General features: G+C 49.7%; 14 protein-coding genes. 7 read left to right on the forward strand and 7 right to left on the reverse strand.

Annotation, left to right across the window (positions count from 1 at the left end; translation table 11 throughout):
• Positions 1 to 235: 235 nt before the first annotated feature.
• Positions 236 to 1,633 carry a multidrug transporter subunit MdtD gene (gene mdtD, locus JK211_RS12930; RefSeq protein ID WP_212709083.1) on the forward strand — a complete coding sequence of 466 codons (1,398 nt, stop codon included), beginning with the start codon at positions 236 to 238 and terminating at the stop codon, positions 1,631 to 1,633.
• On the opposite strand, the gene rbsR is transcribed toward mdtD, so the two are convergent.
• The 7 genes from rbsR to kup all read right to left on the reverse strand — a co-directional run bounded on the left by rbsR (position 1,630) and on the right by kup (position 9,603).
• Entirely contained in the window at positions 1,630 to 2,631 is a 1,002-nt protein-coding gene (gene rbsR / locus JK211_RS12935) for a ribose operon transcriptional repressor RbsR (RefSeq protein ID WP_343877298.1), read from the reverse strand. The two genes, mdtD and rbsR, sit on opposite strands and share 4 nt — an antisense overlap.
• Positions 2,632 to 2,633: 2 nt before the next feature.
• The gene (gene rbsK, locus JK211_RS12940; protein WP_212709084.1) at positions 2,634 to 3,563 is read right to left on the reverse strand and encodes a ribokinase; all 930 of its coding nucleotides are present in this window, start codon (positions 3,561 to 3,563) and stop codon (positions 2,634 to 2,636) included.
• A 60-nt stretch (positions 3,564 to 3,623) separates the two neighbouring features.
• Positions 3,624 to 4,499 (reverse strand): ribose ABC transporter substrate-binding protein RbsB, encoded by an 876-nt coding sequence (gene rbsB / locus JK211_RS12945; RefSeq protein WP_212709085.1) that lies wholly within the window; start codon positions 4,497 to 4,499, stop codon positions 3,624 to 3,626.
• A 25-nt stretch (positions 4,500 to 4,524) separates the two neighbouring features.
• Entirely contained in the window at positions 4,525 to 5,493 is a 969-nt protein-coding gene (rbsC, locus tag JK211_RS12950) for a ribose ABC transporter permease (RefSeq protein WP_212709117.1), read from the reverse strand.
• Positions 5,493 to 7,001, reverse strand: a complete 1,509-nt coding sequence (gene rbsA / locus JK211_RS12955) for a ribose ABC transporter ATP-binding protein RbsA (RefSeq protein ID WP_212709086.1) — start codon at positions 6,999 to 7,001, stop codon at positions 5,493 to 5,495. The genes rbsC and rbsA overlap by 1 nt, the downstream gene beginning before the upstream one ends.
• A 7-nt stretch (positions 7,002 to 7,008) precedes the next feature.
• Positions 7,009 to 7,428: a D-ribose pyranase gene (rbsD, locus tag JK211_RS12960; protein ID WP_212709087.1), complete on the reverse strand. Its 420-nt coding sequence runs from the start codon at positions 7,426 to 7,428 to the stop codon at positions 7,009 to 7,011.
• Between the two features lie 306 nt (positions 7,429 to 7,734).
• Complete coding sequence (gene kup, locus JK211_RS12965; protein WP_212709088.1) at positions 7,735 to 9,603, reverse strand: low affinity potassium transporter Kup; 1,869 nt, start codon at positions 9,601 to 9,603, stop codon at positions 7,735 to 7,737.
• A 262-nt stretch (positions 9,604 to 9,865) separates the two neighbouring features.
• On the opposite strand from kup, the gene ravA reads away from it, so the two are divergent.
• From ravA to rsmG, 6 genes are all read left to right on the forward strand, one after another.
• On the forward strand, positions 9,866 to 11,362 hold the full coding sequence (gene ravA, locus JK211_RS12970) for an ATPase RavA (protein ID WP_212709089.1): 1,497 nt from the start codon (positions 9,866 to 9,868) through the stop codon (positions 11,360 to 11,362).
• Positions 11,359 to 12,819: an ATPase RavA stimulator ViaA gene (gene viaA, locus JK211_RS12975; protein WP_212709090.1), complete on the forward strand. Its 1,461-nt coding sequence runs from the start codon at positions 11,359 to 11,361 to the stop codon at positions 12,817 to 12,819. The genes ravA and viaA overlap by 4 nt, the downstream gene beginning before the upstream one ends.
• Positions 12,820 to 12,909: 90 nt before the next feature.
• Positions 12,910 to 13,371 carry a transcriptional regulator AsnC gene (gene asnC, locus JK211_RS12980; RefSeq protein ID WP_212709118.1) on the forward strand — a complete coding sequence of 154 codons (462 nt, stop codon included), beginning with the start codon at positions 12,910 to 12,912 and terminating at the stop codon, positions 13,369 to 13,371.
• Positions 13,372 to 13,525: 154 nt separating this feature from the next.
• On the forward strand, positions 13,526 to 13,966 hold the full coding sequence (gene mioC, locus JK211_RS12985) for an FMN-binding protein MioC (RefSeq protein WP_212709091.1): 441 nt from the start codon (positions 13,526 to 13,528) through the stop codon (positions 13,964 to 13,966).
• 437 nt (positions 13,967 to 14,403) lie between these two features.
• Positions 14,404 to 16,293: a tRNA uridine-5-carboxymethylaminomethyl(34) synthesis enzyme MnmG gene (gene mnmG, locus JK211_RS12990; RefSeq protein ID WP_212709092.1), complete on the forward strand. Its 1,890-nt coding sequence runs from the start codon at positions 14,404 to 14,406 to the stop codon at positions 16,291 to 16,293.
• A 58-nt stretch (positions 16,294 to 16,351) separates the two neighbouring features.
• Positions 16,352 to 16,972: a 16S rRNA (guanine(527)-N(7))-methyltransferase RsmG gene (rsmG, locus tag JK211_RS12995; protein WP_212709093.1), complete on the forward strand. Its 621-nt coding sequence runs from the start codon at positions 16,352 to 16,354 to the stop codon at positions 16,970 to 16,972.
• Positions 16,973 to 17,401: the final 429 nt, after the last annotated feature.

The following is a 17,401-nucleotide window of genomic DNA, read 5'->3' on the forward strand; positions in this document are numbered from 1 at the left end:
GATGCGCATTATAGGGAGTTAATTTTTTCTGGCAAGGGTTTATTTTAAATTAATTACTGACTGGCGGGTTTTTATGCAAAAGATGGAAAAAACAGCAGTTATCCCGCAAAAGACACTAATAATTGCGTTTTTTTTCTGCAAATTTATTACTCTCAGGGAAAACACATTAGAATAATGAAAGAAGTCTGTAGACAGGGCATCTGAGGACAGGCCCTTCAAGCCAAAAGGATACTCAATGGTTCGTACCGCTCGTAGTATGGCTGGTTTGCCATGGATAGCCGCGATGGCTTTCTTTATGCAATCACTGGATGCAACAATTCTGAATACCGCATTACCCGCGATTGCCCATAGCCTTGATCGCCCCCCGTTGGCCATGCAATCGGCAGTTATCAGTTATACATTAACTGTCGCTATGCTTATTCCGGTCAGCGGATGGCTGGCTGATCGCTTTGGTACCCGTAAAGTATTTATCGTTGCGGTCAGTTTGTTTGCTCTGGGGTCATTACTCTGTGCATTATCAGGCTCACTGTCGATGCTGGTCACTTCGAGGGTCATTCAGGGGATCGGTGGTGCAATGATGATGCCGGTCGCTCGCCTGGCACTATTACGGGCTTATCCACGCAGTGAGTTATTACCGATCCTGAACTTTGTGACTATGCCGGGGCTTATTGGGCCGGTGTTAGGACCGGTACTTGGCGGGGTACTGGTAACCTATGCGACCTGGCATTGGATTTTCCTGATTAATATTCCTATCGCGCTGGCCGGTGTTGTCTTTGCTCGCAAATATATGCCGGACTTTACGACACCAAAACGCCGCTTTGATACCGCAGGTTTCTTACTGTTCGGTTTCGGTCTGGTGTCGGTCTCTATCGGAATTGAATTACTCGGTGAACAGCTGGTCTCGGGACTGCTGGCAGCCGCTATCCTGATCACAGGGATTTTGCTATTAATCGCCTATGTATGGCATGCCAGAGGACACAGCGCACCGCTGATTGGCCTGCCTATGTTTAAGACCCGAACATTCTCTATTGGTATCATCGGGAATATTGCATCCCGGCTGGGGACCGGCTGTATTCCCTTTCTGATGCCATTAATGTTACAGCTGGGATTCGGTTATACGGCGCTGCTGGCCGGCTGCATTATGGTACCGACCGCATTAGGATCGATGCTGGCAAAATCTCTGGTGACACGGGTACTTCGTTTGCTGGGATACCGGCGGACGCTGGTTGCAGTGACTTTTATCATCGGACTGTTTATTGCCAGCTTTTCATTACAATCCCCGGACTTGCCGTTATGGGCACTACTGCTCCCGTTGTTTGTGATGGGAATGTTTATGTCCACACAGTTTACTTCGATGAATACCATCACTCTGGCTGACTTAACTGACGAAAATGCCAGTGCAGGAAATAGTGTGCTGGCTGTCACTCAGCAAATATCGATCAGTTTCGGAGTGGCGGTCAGTGCCGCAGTATTACGCTTCTGGCAGAACTTTGATGGCACTGTATTAAGCCACTTCCATGCCACCTTCCTGACCATGGGGATTATTACGGTGATTTCTGCACTGGTCTTCCTGCAGTTAAAAGCCGTTGACGGTAAGAATCTGATACATGACCGCGCGAAGAAGAAAGGTTAACGGTTCCCCGTCGAAGCCCGTACCATTAACTCCGGTGTCAGCACCAGCAACTGCTGGCTGGCATCGGGCATATTCATCCGATGAAGTAATGTATCAATGGCCAGTTCACCCAGTTCATCTTTCGGCTGACGTATAGTACTCAGAGGCGGTGTCAGATAGCGGGCCAGCTCAATATCATCATATCCTATAACTGCCATATCCTGAGGGATCCTTAGCCCGGCCTGATAAAGCGCCTGATACCCCCCGACAGCCATAGCATCATTACTGGTAAATACAGCCTGAGGGCGCGGATTTAGCATCAGCAGTTGCTGCATCGCATGGAAGCCGCCCTGGAATTCAAAGTCCCCCTCAACAATATACCCGGCAGGAACCGGCAACGCCGCTGCCGCCATAGCATGCTGATATCCTTTCAGACGCAGACGTGCTGTCGTTTTATCCTGAGGCCCGGCAATACAGGCAATACGTGTATAACCACAGGAAATAAGATGCCGGGTGGCCATTCCTCCGCCCTGCAAGGCGTTATCCTGAATAACGTCACTGCTGCTGTCAAACGGTGCCCAGTCCATCATCACTGCAGGAATTGAAGGATAACGCCCGAGGATTTCAACAGAAGGCCGGCGACTTTCGGTGCACATAATTAACAGCCCATCGACGCGCTTCTGTAGCAACGTTTCCAGGCTGCGATCCATCCGGTCCTTATCCCCCTCGGTATTACACAGAATCAGACTGTATCCCCGTTCATAACAACTGCGTTCCACCCCTTGCACAACTTCTGCATAAAACGGGTTACTGCTGGTCGTCAGCAACATCCCCAGAGTGCGGGTCTGATTCATTTTCAGACTGCGCGCCAATGCGGAAGGGGCATAGTTAAGCTGACTGATTGCCGTAGTCACTTTCCCGCGGATCGTTTCACTGACAAACCGGTTGTTATTAATCACGTGCGATACGGTAGATGTTGATACGCCGGCCAGCCGGGCAACATCTTTCATCGTAGCCACGTTTACCCCCGGGTTAGCAAAAATCGATCAATTTCTTGCCGCCAGGGTACTGAAGGCTGTGCACCACGGCGGGTAACCGCGATAGCGGCAGCGGCGCGGGCAAAATGCACCGACTCAGTTATCGTTTTCTTTTCCAGTAATGCCGTGCTCAATGCACCATTAAAGGTGTCTCCTGCTGCGATAGTATCTATCGCCTTAACACGAAACCCCGGAATATGCTGACCATTGCCTTGTTCGCTCAGCCATACGCCACGGCTGCCAAGGGTGATAAGCACAGAACCAATACCCTTTTCATGTAACACTGCAGCGGCTTTCGCGGCATCGTCATCAGTTGTGACCGCCACTCCCGTCAGGTTCTGCGCTTCGGTTTCATTTGGCGTAATAATATCCACCAGCGACAATAGCTCATCGGAAAGAACGGTAGCCGGTGCCGGGTTCAGTATCACCCGGGTCTGATTCTGACGGGCAATACGCGCCGCTGCCAGTACAGTCTCTGGCGGAGATTCAAGCTGCATCAACAGTATATCCGCATCGGCAATGACCTGATGATGTTGTACAAGGTACTCAGGTGTCAGGGCTGCATTCGCCCCGGCGAAAATACCAATGCTATTTTCGCCGTCAGCATTAACAAAAATCAGCGCAACACCGGTTGACTCACCGTTAACGGCTGCTACCGGCGCCACATCAATACCATCATCAGCCAGTTGCCGACGGATACGCTGACCAATATCGTCGTTTCCGATACAGGCAATAAAAGCAATATCTGCGCCACTGCGTCCGGCAGCCACTGCCTGATTCGCCCCTTTTCCGCCAAATGCAACCTGATACTGCTGCCCCGCAAGGGTCTCTCCCGGCTGAGGAAACTGCTCCAGATTCAGAATATGATCCACATTAATACTGCCAAGAACTGCCAGTTTACCGTTATTTTTCATTAAGATAACCGTCCGGATAACTGCGCCACCCCAGGCGGCGCATGCCATACTGCGTTTAATTTATTGAGTAACCAGTTTCAGACCTACAGGGTGCAGCTGTTCTGTTTTTTGCCCTTTAAGCACTTTATCCGCTGTTTCTACACCGATTTTACCTATCAGCTCTGGCTGTTGAGCTATCGTGGCAGCCAGTTTCCCCTGTTCAACCGCCTTCACCCCGTCGGGTGTACCGTCGAAACCCACCACGACTACATCAGACTTACCGGCAGTTTGTAATGCCCGTAATGCACCCAGCGCCATTTCATCATTCTGAGCAAATACAGCCTGTACATCAGGATGAACGGTCAGCAGGTTTTGCATCACATTCAGCCCCTTAGTCCGGTCGAAATCAGCAGGCTGGCTGGCGATAATTTTGAATTTATGGGCATCTGCCGCCAGTTTAAAACCTTCACCACGCTCACGAGAGGCCGACGTTCCGGCAATCCCCTGCAACTCAATGATTTTCGCACCCTCTCCCCGTTGCTCCGCGATAAAGTCTCCGGCCAGCTTACCACCCGCACGGTTGTCAGAAGCTATATGACTGACAACCTTCCCACGATGAGCTATGCGGTCAAGCGTAATCACCGGGATATTTTCCTGATTGGCAATCTTTACCGAGTTACCCACCGCGTCAGAATCAGTCGGGTTGATCAATATGGCGCTGGCGCCACGCACCATCAAATCCTGAACGTTTGCCAGCTCTTTCGCCGGGTTATTCTGTGAATCCAGTACCAGCAGGTTATAACCCAGCTTATCTGCTTCTTGCTTAGCACCGTCTTTCAATGAAACAAAGAAAGGATTGTTCAGTGTGGATATCACCAGTGCAATCGTCTGTTTCGCCATCGCCTGAGAGGTTAAGGTTGCGCCTAACAATAAGGCCAGTGCCGTTAGTGTTTTCATATGCGTTATCCTGTAGGGTAATCAGTTAGTTACTTTTTTTGTTATCTGCAAGCACCGCCAGTAAAATCACTACCGCTTTGACGATCATTTGGTAGTAAGAGGAAACACCGAGCAAATTCAGCCCGTTATTCAGGAAGCCAAGGATCAGCGCGCCAATAAGGGTTCCCGTAATCCGCCCCTTACCCCCGGTCAGACTGGTGCCGCCAAGAACCACAGCCGCAATGGCATCCAGCTCATAGCCGGTTCCTGCGGTTGGCTGCGCGGAAGAAAGGCGCGCCACTTCGATAATTCCAGCCAGTGCAGCCAGCATGCCACACAGCGTATAAACAATAATTTTTACCCGGTCCACGCTGATCCCTGAAAGACGCGTCGCTGCTTCATTTCCACCCAGCGCATAGATATAGCGCCCCTGCCGGGTGTGATGCAGCATGTACCATACCGCCAGGAAAACAATCGCCATCAGCCAGACGGGGGTCGGGATCCCCAGCGGCCGGCCAATACCAAACCAGCCAAACAAATCAGCATTTTCATTAAAGCCAGTACTCACCGGACTACCGTCGGTATAGACCATGGTGATACCACGCAGCAGTAACATCATAACCAGCGTGGCAATAAACGCCTGGACCTTTCCTTTTGCGACAATCGTTCCGGTAATCCCTCCGATAAATGCACCCAGTGCCAGCGAAGCAGCCACCGCCACCAGCCCATTAATTTCCAGGCCAACCAGTGATGCCGCCACGGCACCGGTCAGCGCCAGCAGCGCACCGACGGAAAGGTCGATACCTGAAGTCAGAATAACCAGCGTCATCCCTGCGGCCATAATGGCGTTCACCGAGGTCTGTTGCAGAATATTAAGCAGGTTAGCTACGGTAAAAAAGCCGGGACTGATGGCAGAAACAATGGCAATCAGCACCAGAAGCGCAATCAGCGATTTCTGTTCAAGCAGCCAGGCCTTAGTGAGTAAACGGTGTGAAGGAATTGAGTCTGTACTCATCATGATGCCGTCTCCGCGTTATCATATTTACCTACTGCTGCCGACATCAGAATTTCCTGAGACGCTTGCTCAATCGGGAAATTACCGCTTAGCCGCCCTTCGTGCATCACCAGCACACGATCACTGATCCCCAGTAGTTCCGGCATTTCAGAAGAGACGAGGATGATACTCATCCCTTCTTTTTTAAACTGGTTTATCAGCTGATAAATTTCTTTCTTCGCACCGACATCCACTCCGCGTGTCGGTTCATCAAGGATCAGCACCACGGGCCGCGTCATCAGGCCTCGGGCGATCGCTATTTTCTGTTGGTTACCGCCTGACAGCAGGCCAACCGACTGATTTACCGAAGGGGTTTTGATGTTAAACCATCGGATAAAGTCCCCTGTCGCCAGTTGTTCTGCCGTATGTTTCAGGCATCCTCCGCGGTGACTGAAATACTTAAGGGCCGTCAGTGACATGTTCTCTTTTACTGACATACCCGGTATCAGACCATCACGCTTGCGATCTTCAGAAACATAGACGATACCGTTAATCAGGCCTTCTTCCGGTGAGCGTACTGTCACCTTTTTTCCGTCCAGTATCACCGTTCCGGAGCTGCGCGGCAAAGCACCATAAAGAACCTTCATTAATTCTGTACGCCCTGCGCCCATCAGACCGGCCACACCAAGGATTTCGCCTTTACGCAGAGTAAAGCTGACATCATCAATGCCGGGTCCGCTCACATGTTCGACAGTCAGCAGAATATCTCCGGGGGGGTTATTCAGTCGCGGATACTGATCTTCAAGCTTACGGCCTACCATCATTTCTATCAGCGACTCTTCCCGCAGCGTAGTCACCTCACGCTCGGCAATAAACTGACCGTCGCGGAAAATCGTTACGTCATCGCAGATTTCAAAAATTTCTTTCATCCGGTGGGAGATATAAACAATACCGCAGCCCTTAGCCTTGAGGTCATTGATCACTCGGAACAGGGAGGCGGTTTCCGTATCGGTCAGTGCATCGGTGGGTTCATCCATAATGATGACTTTGGATTCAAAACTCAGTACTTTGGCAATCTCAACCATCTGTTGATCACCAATGGATAAGTCACCCACCCGCTTATCGCTGCTGAAACGCAGATTCAGGCGTTTCATTAACCGTTCAGCCTGCCGGTGCATCTTTTTCCACTGGATACACCCAAAACGGTTGATACATTCCCGTCCCAGAAAAATATTTTCTGCAACACTCAGTTGCGGGATCAGATTGAGCTCCTGATGGATAATGCCGATCCCTGCTGCCTGCGATGCCTTAGGACTGTCAAAGGTCGTTTCTTTCCCCAGCCATTTAAGGCTTCCGGCGTCACGAGCATAGATCCCGGTCAGGACTTTCATCATGGTGGATTTCCCGGCACCGTTTTCGCCCACCAGTGCCATCACACGCCCCGGATAGACGGACAGCGCGGCCCCGGATAACGCTTTAACTCCGGGGAAAGATTTATCAATGCCTTTAAGCTGCAGTAACGGTTGCATAACACCCTCAGAAGGTCACGCCAGCGTTAAGGATAATATTCGCATAGGGGGAGCACTCACCGCTGCGGACAATAGCCTGACTATGTTGTGTTTTTTCTTTGAACTGTTCATGGCTGAGGTAACTGATATCGATAGTATTTCCCTGATGGTGTTGCAATGATTCAAGCAGGGCGAGCAATTCACTGTACAGCTGCGGGTTATGCTGCACTATCTCCTCCGCAAGAAAGACACTCTCAACCTGCATTTCGTCCGTTACCGTTTGGATTACCTGCAACAAACCGGGAACACCCTGAGTCAGCGCAAGATCAATACGCTGCGGACCAGCAGGAACAGGCAGGCCTGCATCACTGATGGTAAGACTGTCAGTGTGGCCTGTTCGGGCGATAACTGCCGAAATCTCAGCATTCAGTAAGGTGCCTTTTTTCATGTTTCACTCGCTGTCGAAACGTTTCGATGGCTGCATATTAGACAGGGACGAGGAGATAACAACCAGCCTGCGGTGAAAATGTGAGCACCCTCTAAACATTCCGCAGAGGCAGTACACCGCATCCATGATCATATTCCGGCGGAGGAAAAAAGGACGGGAAAGAGAGGTCACCGGTCACGGCGATACAAAATATCCATAACCTGCGGTGACACAAAAAACCTGCGGTTATCAGGCGACGGGGAAAGGATTCTCCGGGCAACATGTCAGGGGGAAGGGAGCGGTCAGTTTTCAGACCGCTCCCGTGCATCAGAACTCGACCTGAGTCCCCAGTTCAATCACCCGGTTAGGCGGGATTTCAAACTGATCAGGAGCCCGTAGTGCATTGCGTTGTAACGCCATAAATAGCTTACCGCGCAACCGCAGATACCATGGCCGCTTCCCGAGGATCAGCGACTCTCTCGACATAAAGAAAGAGGTGTCCATCATCCGGCAATTAAGTCCTTCCAGTCCGCAGCGGTGAAAAATTTCCTCGACATTCGGGGTTTCACGCCAGCCATAGCTGGCAACCACCCGCCAGAAGGTCGGTGATAACTGTTCAATAGTGACCCGTCGTACATTATGTACGTAAGGGGCATCTTCGGTACGCAGCGTCAACAAGACTACCCGCTCATGTAATACTTTGTTGTGCTTCAGGTTATGCAGCATTGCGAACGGAATAACATTCAGTACCCTGGACATAAATACCGCCGTTCCCGGAACCCTGACCGGAGGATTCTTTTCCAGCGAGGCAATCATGGCTTCCAGAGAATTACCATGTTCATGCATCCGCCGCAGTACCCTGAAGCGTTCACTTTTCCAGGTGGTCATAATAATAAACATCACCAGCGCCAGACAAAGCGGTAGCCAGCCTCCGGAGAAAATTTTCACCAGGTTAGCACTGAACAGCGGAACATCGACACACATCAGGACGATAAAAATCAGTGAGACCAGGAAAATATTCCAGTGCCAGTTTTTACGCGCTACGGTACAGGACAATATTGTCGTCAGGATCATGGTTCCGGTCACCGCAATACCATAAGCCGCCGCAAGGTTGCTGGAATGACGGAAACAGATAATAACCACCAGCACAGCAAAATAGAGCAGCCAGTTAATCACCGGAACATAAATCTGTCCGGACTCCATTTCAGAGGTATAAATAATACGCATCGGCGGTAAATACCCCAGCCGTACCGCCTGACGGGTCAGTGAAAATACGCCGGAAATAACGGCCTGAGAAGCAATAACTGTCGCAAGGGTTGCCAGCAGTAACATCGGGATCAGGGCCCAGTCCGGTGCCAGCAGGAAGAAAGGGTTTTTAATCGCTTCAGGGTGTGCTAACAGCAGTGCGCCCTGACCAAAATAGTTGATCACCAGAGAAGGCAATACCGCACCAAACCAGGCAATACGGATCGGCAATTTACCGAAATGCCCCATGTCAGCATACAATGCTTCAACACCGGTAATCGACAGAACCACCGCCCCGAGAGCAAAGAACGACACACTTTTATAGTGGATGAAGAATTCAATGGCATACCAGGGATTAAGTGCATGCAGAACTACCGGATTGCTGATAATACTTTTCGCCCCGAGAACTGCCAGTACAAGGAACCATAACACCATCACCGGGGCAAACATCTTACCGACCAGCCCGGTGCCATGCTTCTGGATCAGAAACAGTAACGTCAGTACAGCAATTGAAAGCGGTACGATATAAGGGTCCAGAGACGGAGCGGCAATTTCAAGCCCTTCCATTGCTGACATTACGGATATTGCCGGGGTAATCACAACTTCACCATAGAAGAAGCTTCCCCCCACCAGCCCCATAATCAATAACACGGCGGTAATCCGCGCACTGGTATTCCGGCCGGCGAGAGACATTAACGTCAGAATCCCGCCTTCACCGGCATTATCCGCCCGCATGACATAGCAGATATATTTTAACGATACGACAAGGATTAATAGCCAGAAAATTAATGACAAAAATCCAAAAACCGATTGCTGCTCGATGCCAAAACCAAATTGTCCCGAAAGACACTCACGCAGTGTATACAGCGGGCTGGTACCAATATCACCATACACCACACCTATCGCTGCCAGCGTCAATGCGCCAGTTGATTGTTTGTTATTTGAGCTCATATCATTTTATCTTGTTTTTAACCAATCCCGTAAATACATGCTTCACTCGTTACCAAAGTGGCACAGTATGCACTTATTAATATAAAAACCCACCCGATTATCAGACAATGGCATCTAAAATCCATACGCTTATCACCGGGGAACCATACTCCGTAAAAAAAATCATAAAGATAAAAGCACCTGCAGGCAGTGGTGATCTTTTAATGACAGCTATCCCGGCGGTCAAGTCTCAGGCAGTTATTACAAGGACTCAATTCGTATTATGGCACTGACTCATCTCTTAGCAGACAGAATTACACGGCTCAGTAATATGCTGGAACAAGGTCTGTATGAAAGACACCACACTATCCGGTTATGTCTGCTGGCGGCATTAGCCGGTGAGAGTGTTTTTCTGATGGGTCCTCCGGGGATTGCAAAGAGCCTGATCGCGCGCAGGATAAAGTATGCCTTTCGCGATGCCAGGGCTTTTGAATATCTGATGACTCGCTTCTCCACTCCCGAAGAAGTCTTCGGACCGTTATCGATACAGGCTCTGAAAGACGAAGGCCGTTATCAGCGCCTGACCAAAGGATATCTTCCCGACGCCGAAATCGTTTTTCTTGATGAAATATGGAAGGCTGGCCCGGCAATACTCAATACATTGCTGACGGCCATTAATGAACGCCGCTTTCGTAACGGTGATAACGAAACGACGATACCGATGAGGCTGCTGATTGCGGCGTCGAATGAATTACCCGATGCAGAAAGTGGCCTGTCGGCACTGTATGACCGTATGCTGATCCGTCTGTGTCTTGATAATGTCAGCAGTAAAAATAATTTCCGCAATGTGCTTATCTCGTCGCCTGACGCCCCGTTCACCGCCGCAGAAGAGTCTCTGCGTATCACTGACGATGAGTATCACCAGTGGCAGCAAGAGATCCTCAAAGTCAGCTTGCCGGATAATGTCTTCGACCTTATCTATCAGTTACGCCGTCAGCTGGAGAGCCTGCCTGATGCGCCTTATATTTCTGATCGTCGCTGGAAGAAGGCGATCCACTTGCTGCAGGCAAGTGCTTTTTTCAGCGGCCGCCAGGCGATTGCACCGGTTGATATTATTTTACTGAAAGACTGCCTGTGGCATGACCAGGCATCAATGCAACTGACAGAGCGGGAAATTAAAGGATTACTGACAGGCTACGCTTTTGAGCAACAGCCTTTACTGATCAAGCTTCGTCAGTTACAGACCCGTAAATTTGCACTGCAACAACAGATGAACCTCGATCAGGCGCTGAAACTGGAAAAGCAGAGCAGGTTATTTAGCCGTAAACATCACCATATTTTACCGGCCTTAGGGGAAGGTGAACAACTGACACTGATCCTGCAAAATCCCCTGATCCTGCATGAACAGAAGAGTAACCATCTTGTGGTCAGCAAAGAGGAACTGAACCAGTGGCTGGCCAGGGGCGGCGAAATAAAAGGGCAGCTGAATGGTATCGGCTTTGCACAACCTCTGGACTTGTATATTGATGACCGGGACTGTCTCAATATCAGGGATATCAGCCTGCAATCCTCTTTACTGAGTGTACTTCCGCGCGAGACTCTGCGCGAGATACCGGAAGAAATAACCCGCGGCCTGAATGAGCTCAAAGACCGGCTACAAACCCAGCGGTTACTTTTCCGTCAGCATCAGCAATGTTTATTTATTGATAATGACTGGCTGGCGATTATTGAGCAAAGCCTGCAGGATGTGGCAGAACAGATAGAACAGGAAACCCAATGATCTCCATTGATTCTCTGCTCAGTCTGCTGACCTACAGTGATGCCGACACCCTCAATGACTTTTTGTCGGCACTGCTGGCGGCACCGCAATTAGTTATTTTTCTCGAAAAAAGCCCCGGCCTTAAAAAAGCGCTGCTGAAAGAATTACCGGATATTAAAGCCGCTATCAGCGAAGAACAAAAAAATACGCCTGTACCGGCCAGCCTGGCACAGGAGTTTCAGCTGTTCACCCTGCAAAAGTCATTCAGTCTTTATCATTTCAGCCAGAATATGTCCGATACATTGCTCCGGCTGGAACAGCTCGGCTCTCCGTTCAGGGAGGAGGCAAACAGACTGGTCACCGGGGCTGACGACCAGCTACTGACAGCTGCGCAACATAGCTTATTTTTTCAGCGCTGGCGCCAGAGTCTGACACTGCAGACCGTCACCTTAAATGAGGGGCTGCTGGAGCAACAGCGAGATAAACTTATTACTGAGTTACAACAGCGTATGACCCTGTCCAGCCAGCTTTCACCGTTATCAGACGGCAACGAGGAAACGGCAGCCGGCCATTTGTGGGATATGAGTAAATCGCCACCGGGAAAAGGGGATACGGGGCTGATTCTGCAATACAGTGAATTTCTGAATACCTGTCCGGAATTACAGACACTGGCTGCCCGGTTAGGCCGCAGCAGAGAGGCACAGTCGCTCCCGGCAGAAAACGCACCGCCGGGCCAGCAGATTGTGCAGGTACATAAAACTGAAACACTGCCGGAAGAAGTCAGTGGTATTCATCAAAGTGACGATATTCTGCGGTTACTCCCCACGGAACTGGCGGCACTGAGTATCAGTGAGCTCGAACTGGAATTCTACCGGCGGCTGGTGGAAAAGCGTCTGCTTACCTACCAGCTGCAGGGGGAATCTGTACATGATGATATCCGCCAGCGGCCGGTGATCTACAGACATAAGGATCAACAGCCAAAAGGGCCGTTTATTGTCTGTGTGGATACCTCCGGTTCCATGGGCGGGTTTAATGAACGCTGTGCTAAAGCATTTTGCCTGGCGTTACTAAAAATCGCGCTGGCCGAAAACCGCGGTTGTTTCATTATGTTGTTTGCCCATGACGTGATCCATTATGAGCTGACCACAGAGAACGGACTGGAACAGGCCGTGCGTTTTCTGAGCCAGCGTTTTCGCGGAGGAACCGATATCGCAAAGTGCCTTAACAGGGTACTGGACAGCATGGAAAACCCGGCCTGGAAGGATGCTGATGCAGTCATTATTTCAGATTTTATAGCTCAGCATCTGCCGGAGGTGCTGATCAAACGGGTTACACACCATCAGCAACACAGCCAGCAGCGTTTCCACGCAGTCTGTATGTCAGCCCATGGGAAACCCGGAATATTGCAGATATTTGACCATATATGGAAATTCGATACCCGCCTCAGAACCCGCCTGCTGAGATACCTGAAACGCTAGACAGCGGATATTTCCCGGATTACTGTCAATACATCATCCCAGGGGGACGGCAGAACACACCGCCCGCGACAGATTTAGAAAGGACAAATGATGGCCGATATGCTGCAACTGGATCAACTCGATCGCGATATCCTGAACGTATTACTTAATAATGCCAGAACCGCCTACGCAGAGCTGGCAAAACAGTTTAATGTCAGCGCAGGCACTGTTCATGTCAGGGTCGAAAAAATGCGTCAGGCCGGTATTATTCTCGGCACCCGTATTGATGTTGACCCAAGAAAACTGGGATTCGATGTGTGCTGTTTTATCGGTATTATTCTGAAGAGTGCCCGTGATTATCCGGCAGCCCTGAGCAAACTCCGGGCGCTGGATGAAGTGGTTGAAGCCTGGTACACCACCGGACATTACAGTATTTTTATTAAAGTGATGTGCCGCTCTATTGATGCTCTGCAACAGGTGCTGATCAATAAGATTCAGACCATTGATGAAATTCAGTCCACAGAAACACTTATCTCCCTGCAAAACCCTATCAGCCGTACGATAAAGCCCTGATCAGACAGATCTGTGTGGATAACCTTATCCATCCACCAGGTCCCTGCTTTCTCTGCAATTTCCCCGTAAAATAAAAATGAATAACCTTGTTGTCCACAGGTGGATCACGGCTTGATCACAGCGTACAATGCTGCCTTTTACTGAGGGAAGACTGATGGCGGATATCACGTTTATCACAGGCAGCACCCTGGGAAGTGCCGAATATGTGGCTGAAGAATTAGCAGCATTACTCGAACAGGAAGAAATTTCGTCTGAAATTCTGCATGGCCCGGCGCTTGATGACCTGCCAGTCACCGGAACCTGGTTACTGATAACCTCAACCCATGGTGCCGGTGAAGTCCCGGACAATCTTTTACCGTTCTTTGAACAATTAAAAGAACAGCAACCGGATCTTTCCGCGGTACGCTATGGTGCTATCGGCTTAGGTAATCATGAGTATGATCTGTTTTGTGGCGCGATCAGAAGTATTGATCAACTACTGCAGTCCCTTGGGGCCACCAGGATCGGCGATCGTCTGGAAATTGATGTTCTGCAACATGATGTCCCGGAAGATCCGGCCAGCGAGTGGTTAGCCGACTGGAAAAGCCTGATTTGAGATCACTGACACGGTTGTTGATCGTTTATTTATGAGGATCCACGGTCAATTGTCCTGTTTTTTACTGTTTTTTTTCCCGGGCTCTGTGGATAAGTACCCCTTTATTGTGCTGATAACCGGTAGTTATCCAATGAATAACCGATGGCGATTTTTTGTGCTGTGTATAAGTAGCGATTTTGATCTCAGCTTATACGTTACGGATCAACCGATCATTCACAGCATTGGATCTATCTCAGACTGCTGTTAACTATAAAGAATTGACACTTACCCACAGGATCGGGCGATCCTAATAAGAGATCTAACAGAAAGATCATACATAAAATAAAGATCTTTCTTTTAAACCCTTACGATCCTGCCACTTTCCCATGCGCTGGAATTTAAGTAGAATCCACTGCCGGGATATGCTCCCAACCGTTAATCTACCGAGGTATCGTTTCATGTTTTATCCAGATCCTTTTGACGTCATCATCATTGGTGGTGGTCATGCGGGAACAGAAGCCGCAATGGCCGCTGCCCGAATGGGTCAGCAAACCCTGCTACTGACCCACAATATCGATACGCTGGGACAAATGTCATGTAATCCGGCGATCGGTGGGATCGGCAAAGGGCATCTGGTGAAAGAAGTCGATGCGCTGGGTGGCCTGATGGCCGAAGCTATCGATAAATCGGGCATCCAGTTTAGAATACTAAACAGCAGCAAAGGCCCTGCGGTGCGTGCTACACGGGCACAGGCTGACAGAGTACTCTATCGGCAGGCTGTACGTACCGCACTGGAAAACCAGCCAAACCTGATGATCTTCCAGCAGGCCGTTGAAGATCTGATTGTGGAAAACGATCAGGTCGTTGGTGCTGTAACTCAGATGGGGCTCCGTTTCCGTGCTAAAGCCGTGGTACTGACCGTCGGGACTTTCCTTGACGGAAAAATTCATATCGGACTGGATAATTACAGTGGTGGTCGTGCCGGCGATCCGCCATCTATCCCGTTATCCCGCAGACTGCGTGAATTGCCTTTACGGGTCAGTCGTCTGAAAACCGGTACACCGCCGCGTATCGATGCCAGAACCATCGATTTTTCTGTGCTGGCTGCACAGCATGGTGATAATCCGGTGCCTGTGTTCTCGTTTATGGGGAAAGCATCCGATCATCCGGCACAGATGGCCTGTTATATCACTCATACCAATGAAAAAACCCATGATGTGATCCGTGATAACCTCGATCGCAGCCCGATGTATGCCGGAGTGATCGAAGGGATCGGGCCACGTTACTGTCCGTCAATTGAAGACAAGGTGATGCGTTTTGCCGATCGTAATGCGCATCAGATCTTCCTCGAACCGGAAGGGCTGACCAGCAACGAAATTTACCCGAACGGTATTTCTACCAGTCTGCCATTTGATGTACAGATGAAAATCGTCCGTTCTATGCAGGGCCTGGAAAATGCAAAGATTATCCGTCCGGGTTATGCCATTGAATATGATTTCTTCGACCCGCGTGACCTGAAACCGACCCTGGAAAGTAAATATATCCACGGTCTGTTTTTTGCCGGGCAGATTAACGGCACTACCGGCTATGAAGAAGCTGCGGCCCAGGGATTACTGGCAGGGTTAAATGCCGGGCGTTTTTCTGCGGACAAAGAAGGCTGGACGCCGCGTCGTGATGAAGCGTATCTCGGTGTGCTGGTGGATGACCTCTGTACCCTGGGAACCAAAGAACCCTACCGTATGTTTACCTCACGTGCAGAATATCGTCTGATGCTGCGTGAAGATAACGCCGATTTACGCTTAACGTCCATCGGCCGTGAATTGGGGTTAGTGAATGATGAACGCTGGGCCAGTTTCAATAAGAAACTGGAATCGATTGAACTGGAACGTCAGCGTTTACGGGATATTCACGTTCATCCTAAATCGGATATTGTCTCGCAGGTTAATTCACTGCTGAGTACCGGACTGACAAAAGAAGCCAATGGCGAAGATTTACTGCGTCGCCCTGAAATGACCTATTCTCAGCTGATGTCATTGCCTGCTTTCGGGCCAGCGGTCAGCGATCCACTGGCTGCTGAGCAGGTGGAAATTCAGGTGAAATACGAAGGGTATATTGCCCGTCAGAAAGAAGAGATTGAACGTCAGCAGCGTAATGAGAATACCCTGTTGCCGGTTGACCTTGATTACCGGAATGTCAGCGGACTTTCAAATGAAGTGATTGCCAAGCTTAACGATCATAAACCATCGTCAATTGGTCAGGCATCGCGCATTTCCGGGATCACTCCGGCCGCAATCTCAATTTTATTGATCTATCTGAAAAAACAGGGCCTGCTGCGTAAAAGTGCCTGAGCCCTCAGCTATAAACAGGGGCCGCTGTAAGGCTGCCCCTGACAACAGGAATTTCCCCGTGATTAATACTCTCTCCGCATTACTCAGTAAGGCCGGTATTTCCTTAACCGATCAGCAAAAACAGCAACTGGTCAGTTATGTGGGCTTACTGGATAAATGGAATAAAGCTTATAACCTGACCTCGGTTCGTGATCCGCAGCAGATGCTTGTTCGTCACATTATGGACAGCATTGTGGTTGCACCGTATCTGAAAGGGAACAAATTTATCGATGTCGGTACCGGCCCCGGTTTGCCGGGAATTCCACTGGCGATTGTCTGTCCTGAAGCCAGTTTCACTCTGCTCGACAGTCTGGGGAAACGGGTCCGCTTTTTACGCCAGGTGCAGCATGAGCTTAAACTGGACAATATTATTCCGGTACAGAGCAGGGCAGAGGCATTTACCGATCAGCCACTGTTTGACGGGGTGATTAGTCGGGCATTTGCTTCACTGCAGGATATGGTCAGCTGGTGTCATCATTTACCCGCACCTGCGCAGGGACGTTTTTATGCGTTAAAAGGTGTTGTGCCCGAAGATGAGCTGGCGGAATTACCCGCAAACCTGAGTGTTGAAAAACTGGTCTCGCTACAGGTCCCTGAGCTGGAAGGTGAACGTCATCTGGTTATTTTAAAGCAAAAATAAATCGGCCTGCCCGGCGGCAGGGCAGGGCGCTGCCGCCGGGAGAATATATTTTATGTGATAAAAATCACATAAAATATATTTAAGTACGATATTTGTAACTGTTAATGGCTGCCGGAACCACAGAAATAATTCATTTCACACTCTCTGCCGCTGCCTGCGGGTCTGTATCTCAGCAGATATCCGCTAACAAATCACTTTACGTTAATAAATAGCATGCTAATTACTTGCCGGATATATTCGTCTGTCTGGACAGATGTGTATTCCGGGGGACAGATTTTTTCCGGTGTGCTGTTTTATTCAGTTTATTCAGTCCGGATAAACAGCGCTTCCTGAAAAAAATTTTATCATCATGATTTTATTATGTTTTTATTCGTTTCCTGCCATGGTTTCCTGAAGTTACCTGATTATCTGCCATGCGGTCTGTAATTA

Source organism: Tatumella sp. JGM130, assembly GCF_018257525.1.
GTDB lineage: Bacteria > Pseudomonadota > Gammaproteobacteria > Enterobacterales > Enterobacteriaceae > Tatumella > Tatumella punctata.

Coding starts and splice junctions, on each gene's coding strand:
- rbsD (WP_212709087.1), bottom strand. CDS start 7,428: ATGAAAAAAGGCACCTTACTGAATGCTGAGATTTCGGCAGTTATCGCC.
- rbsA (WP_212709086.1), bottom strand. CDS start 7,001: ATGCAACCGTTACTGCAGCTTAAAGGCATTGATAAATCTTTCCCCGGA.
- kup (WP_212709088.1), bottom strand. CDS start 9,603: ATGAGCTCAAATAACAAACAATCAACTGGCGCATTGACGCTGGCAGCG.
- mdtD (WP_212709083.1), top strand. CDS start 236: ATGGTTCGTACCGCTCGTAGTATGGCTGGTTTGCCATGGATAGCCGCG.
- mnmG (WP_212709092.1), top strand. CDS start 14,404: ATGTTTTATCCAGATCCTTTTGACGTCATCATCATTGGTGGTGGTCAT.
- rbsB (WP_212709085.1), bottom strand. CDS start 4,499: ATGAAAACACTAACGGCACTGGCCTTATTGTTAGGCGCAACCTTAACC.
- rbsK (WP_212709084.1), bottom strand. CDS start 3,563: ATGAAAAATAACGGTAAACTGGCAGTTCTTGGCAGTATTAATGTGGAT.
- asnC (WP_212709118.1), top strand. CDS start 12,910: ATGGCCGATATGCTGCAACTGGATCAACTCGATCGCGATATCCTGAAC.
- ravA (WP_212709089.1), top strand. CDS start 9,866: ATGGCACTGACTCATCTCTTAGCAGACAGAATTACACGGCTCAGTAAT.
- rbsC (WP_212709117.1), bottom strand. CDS start 5,493: ATGAGTACAGACTCAATTCCTTCACACCGTTTACTCACTAAGGCCTGG.
- mioC (WP_212709091.1), top strand. CDS start 13,526: ATGGCGGATATCACGTTTATCACAGGCAGCACCCTGGGAAGTGCCGAA.
- viaA (WP_212709090.1), top strand. CDS start 11,359: ATGATCTCCATTGATTCTCTGCTCAGTCTGCTGACCTACAGTGATGCC.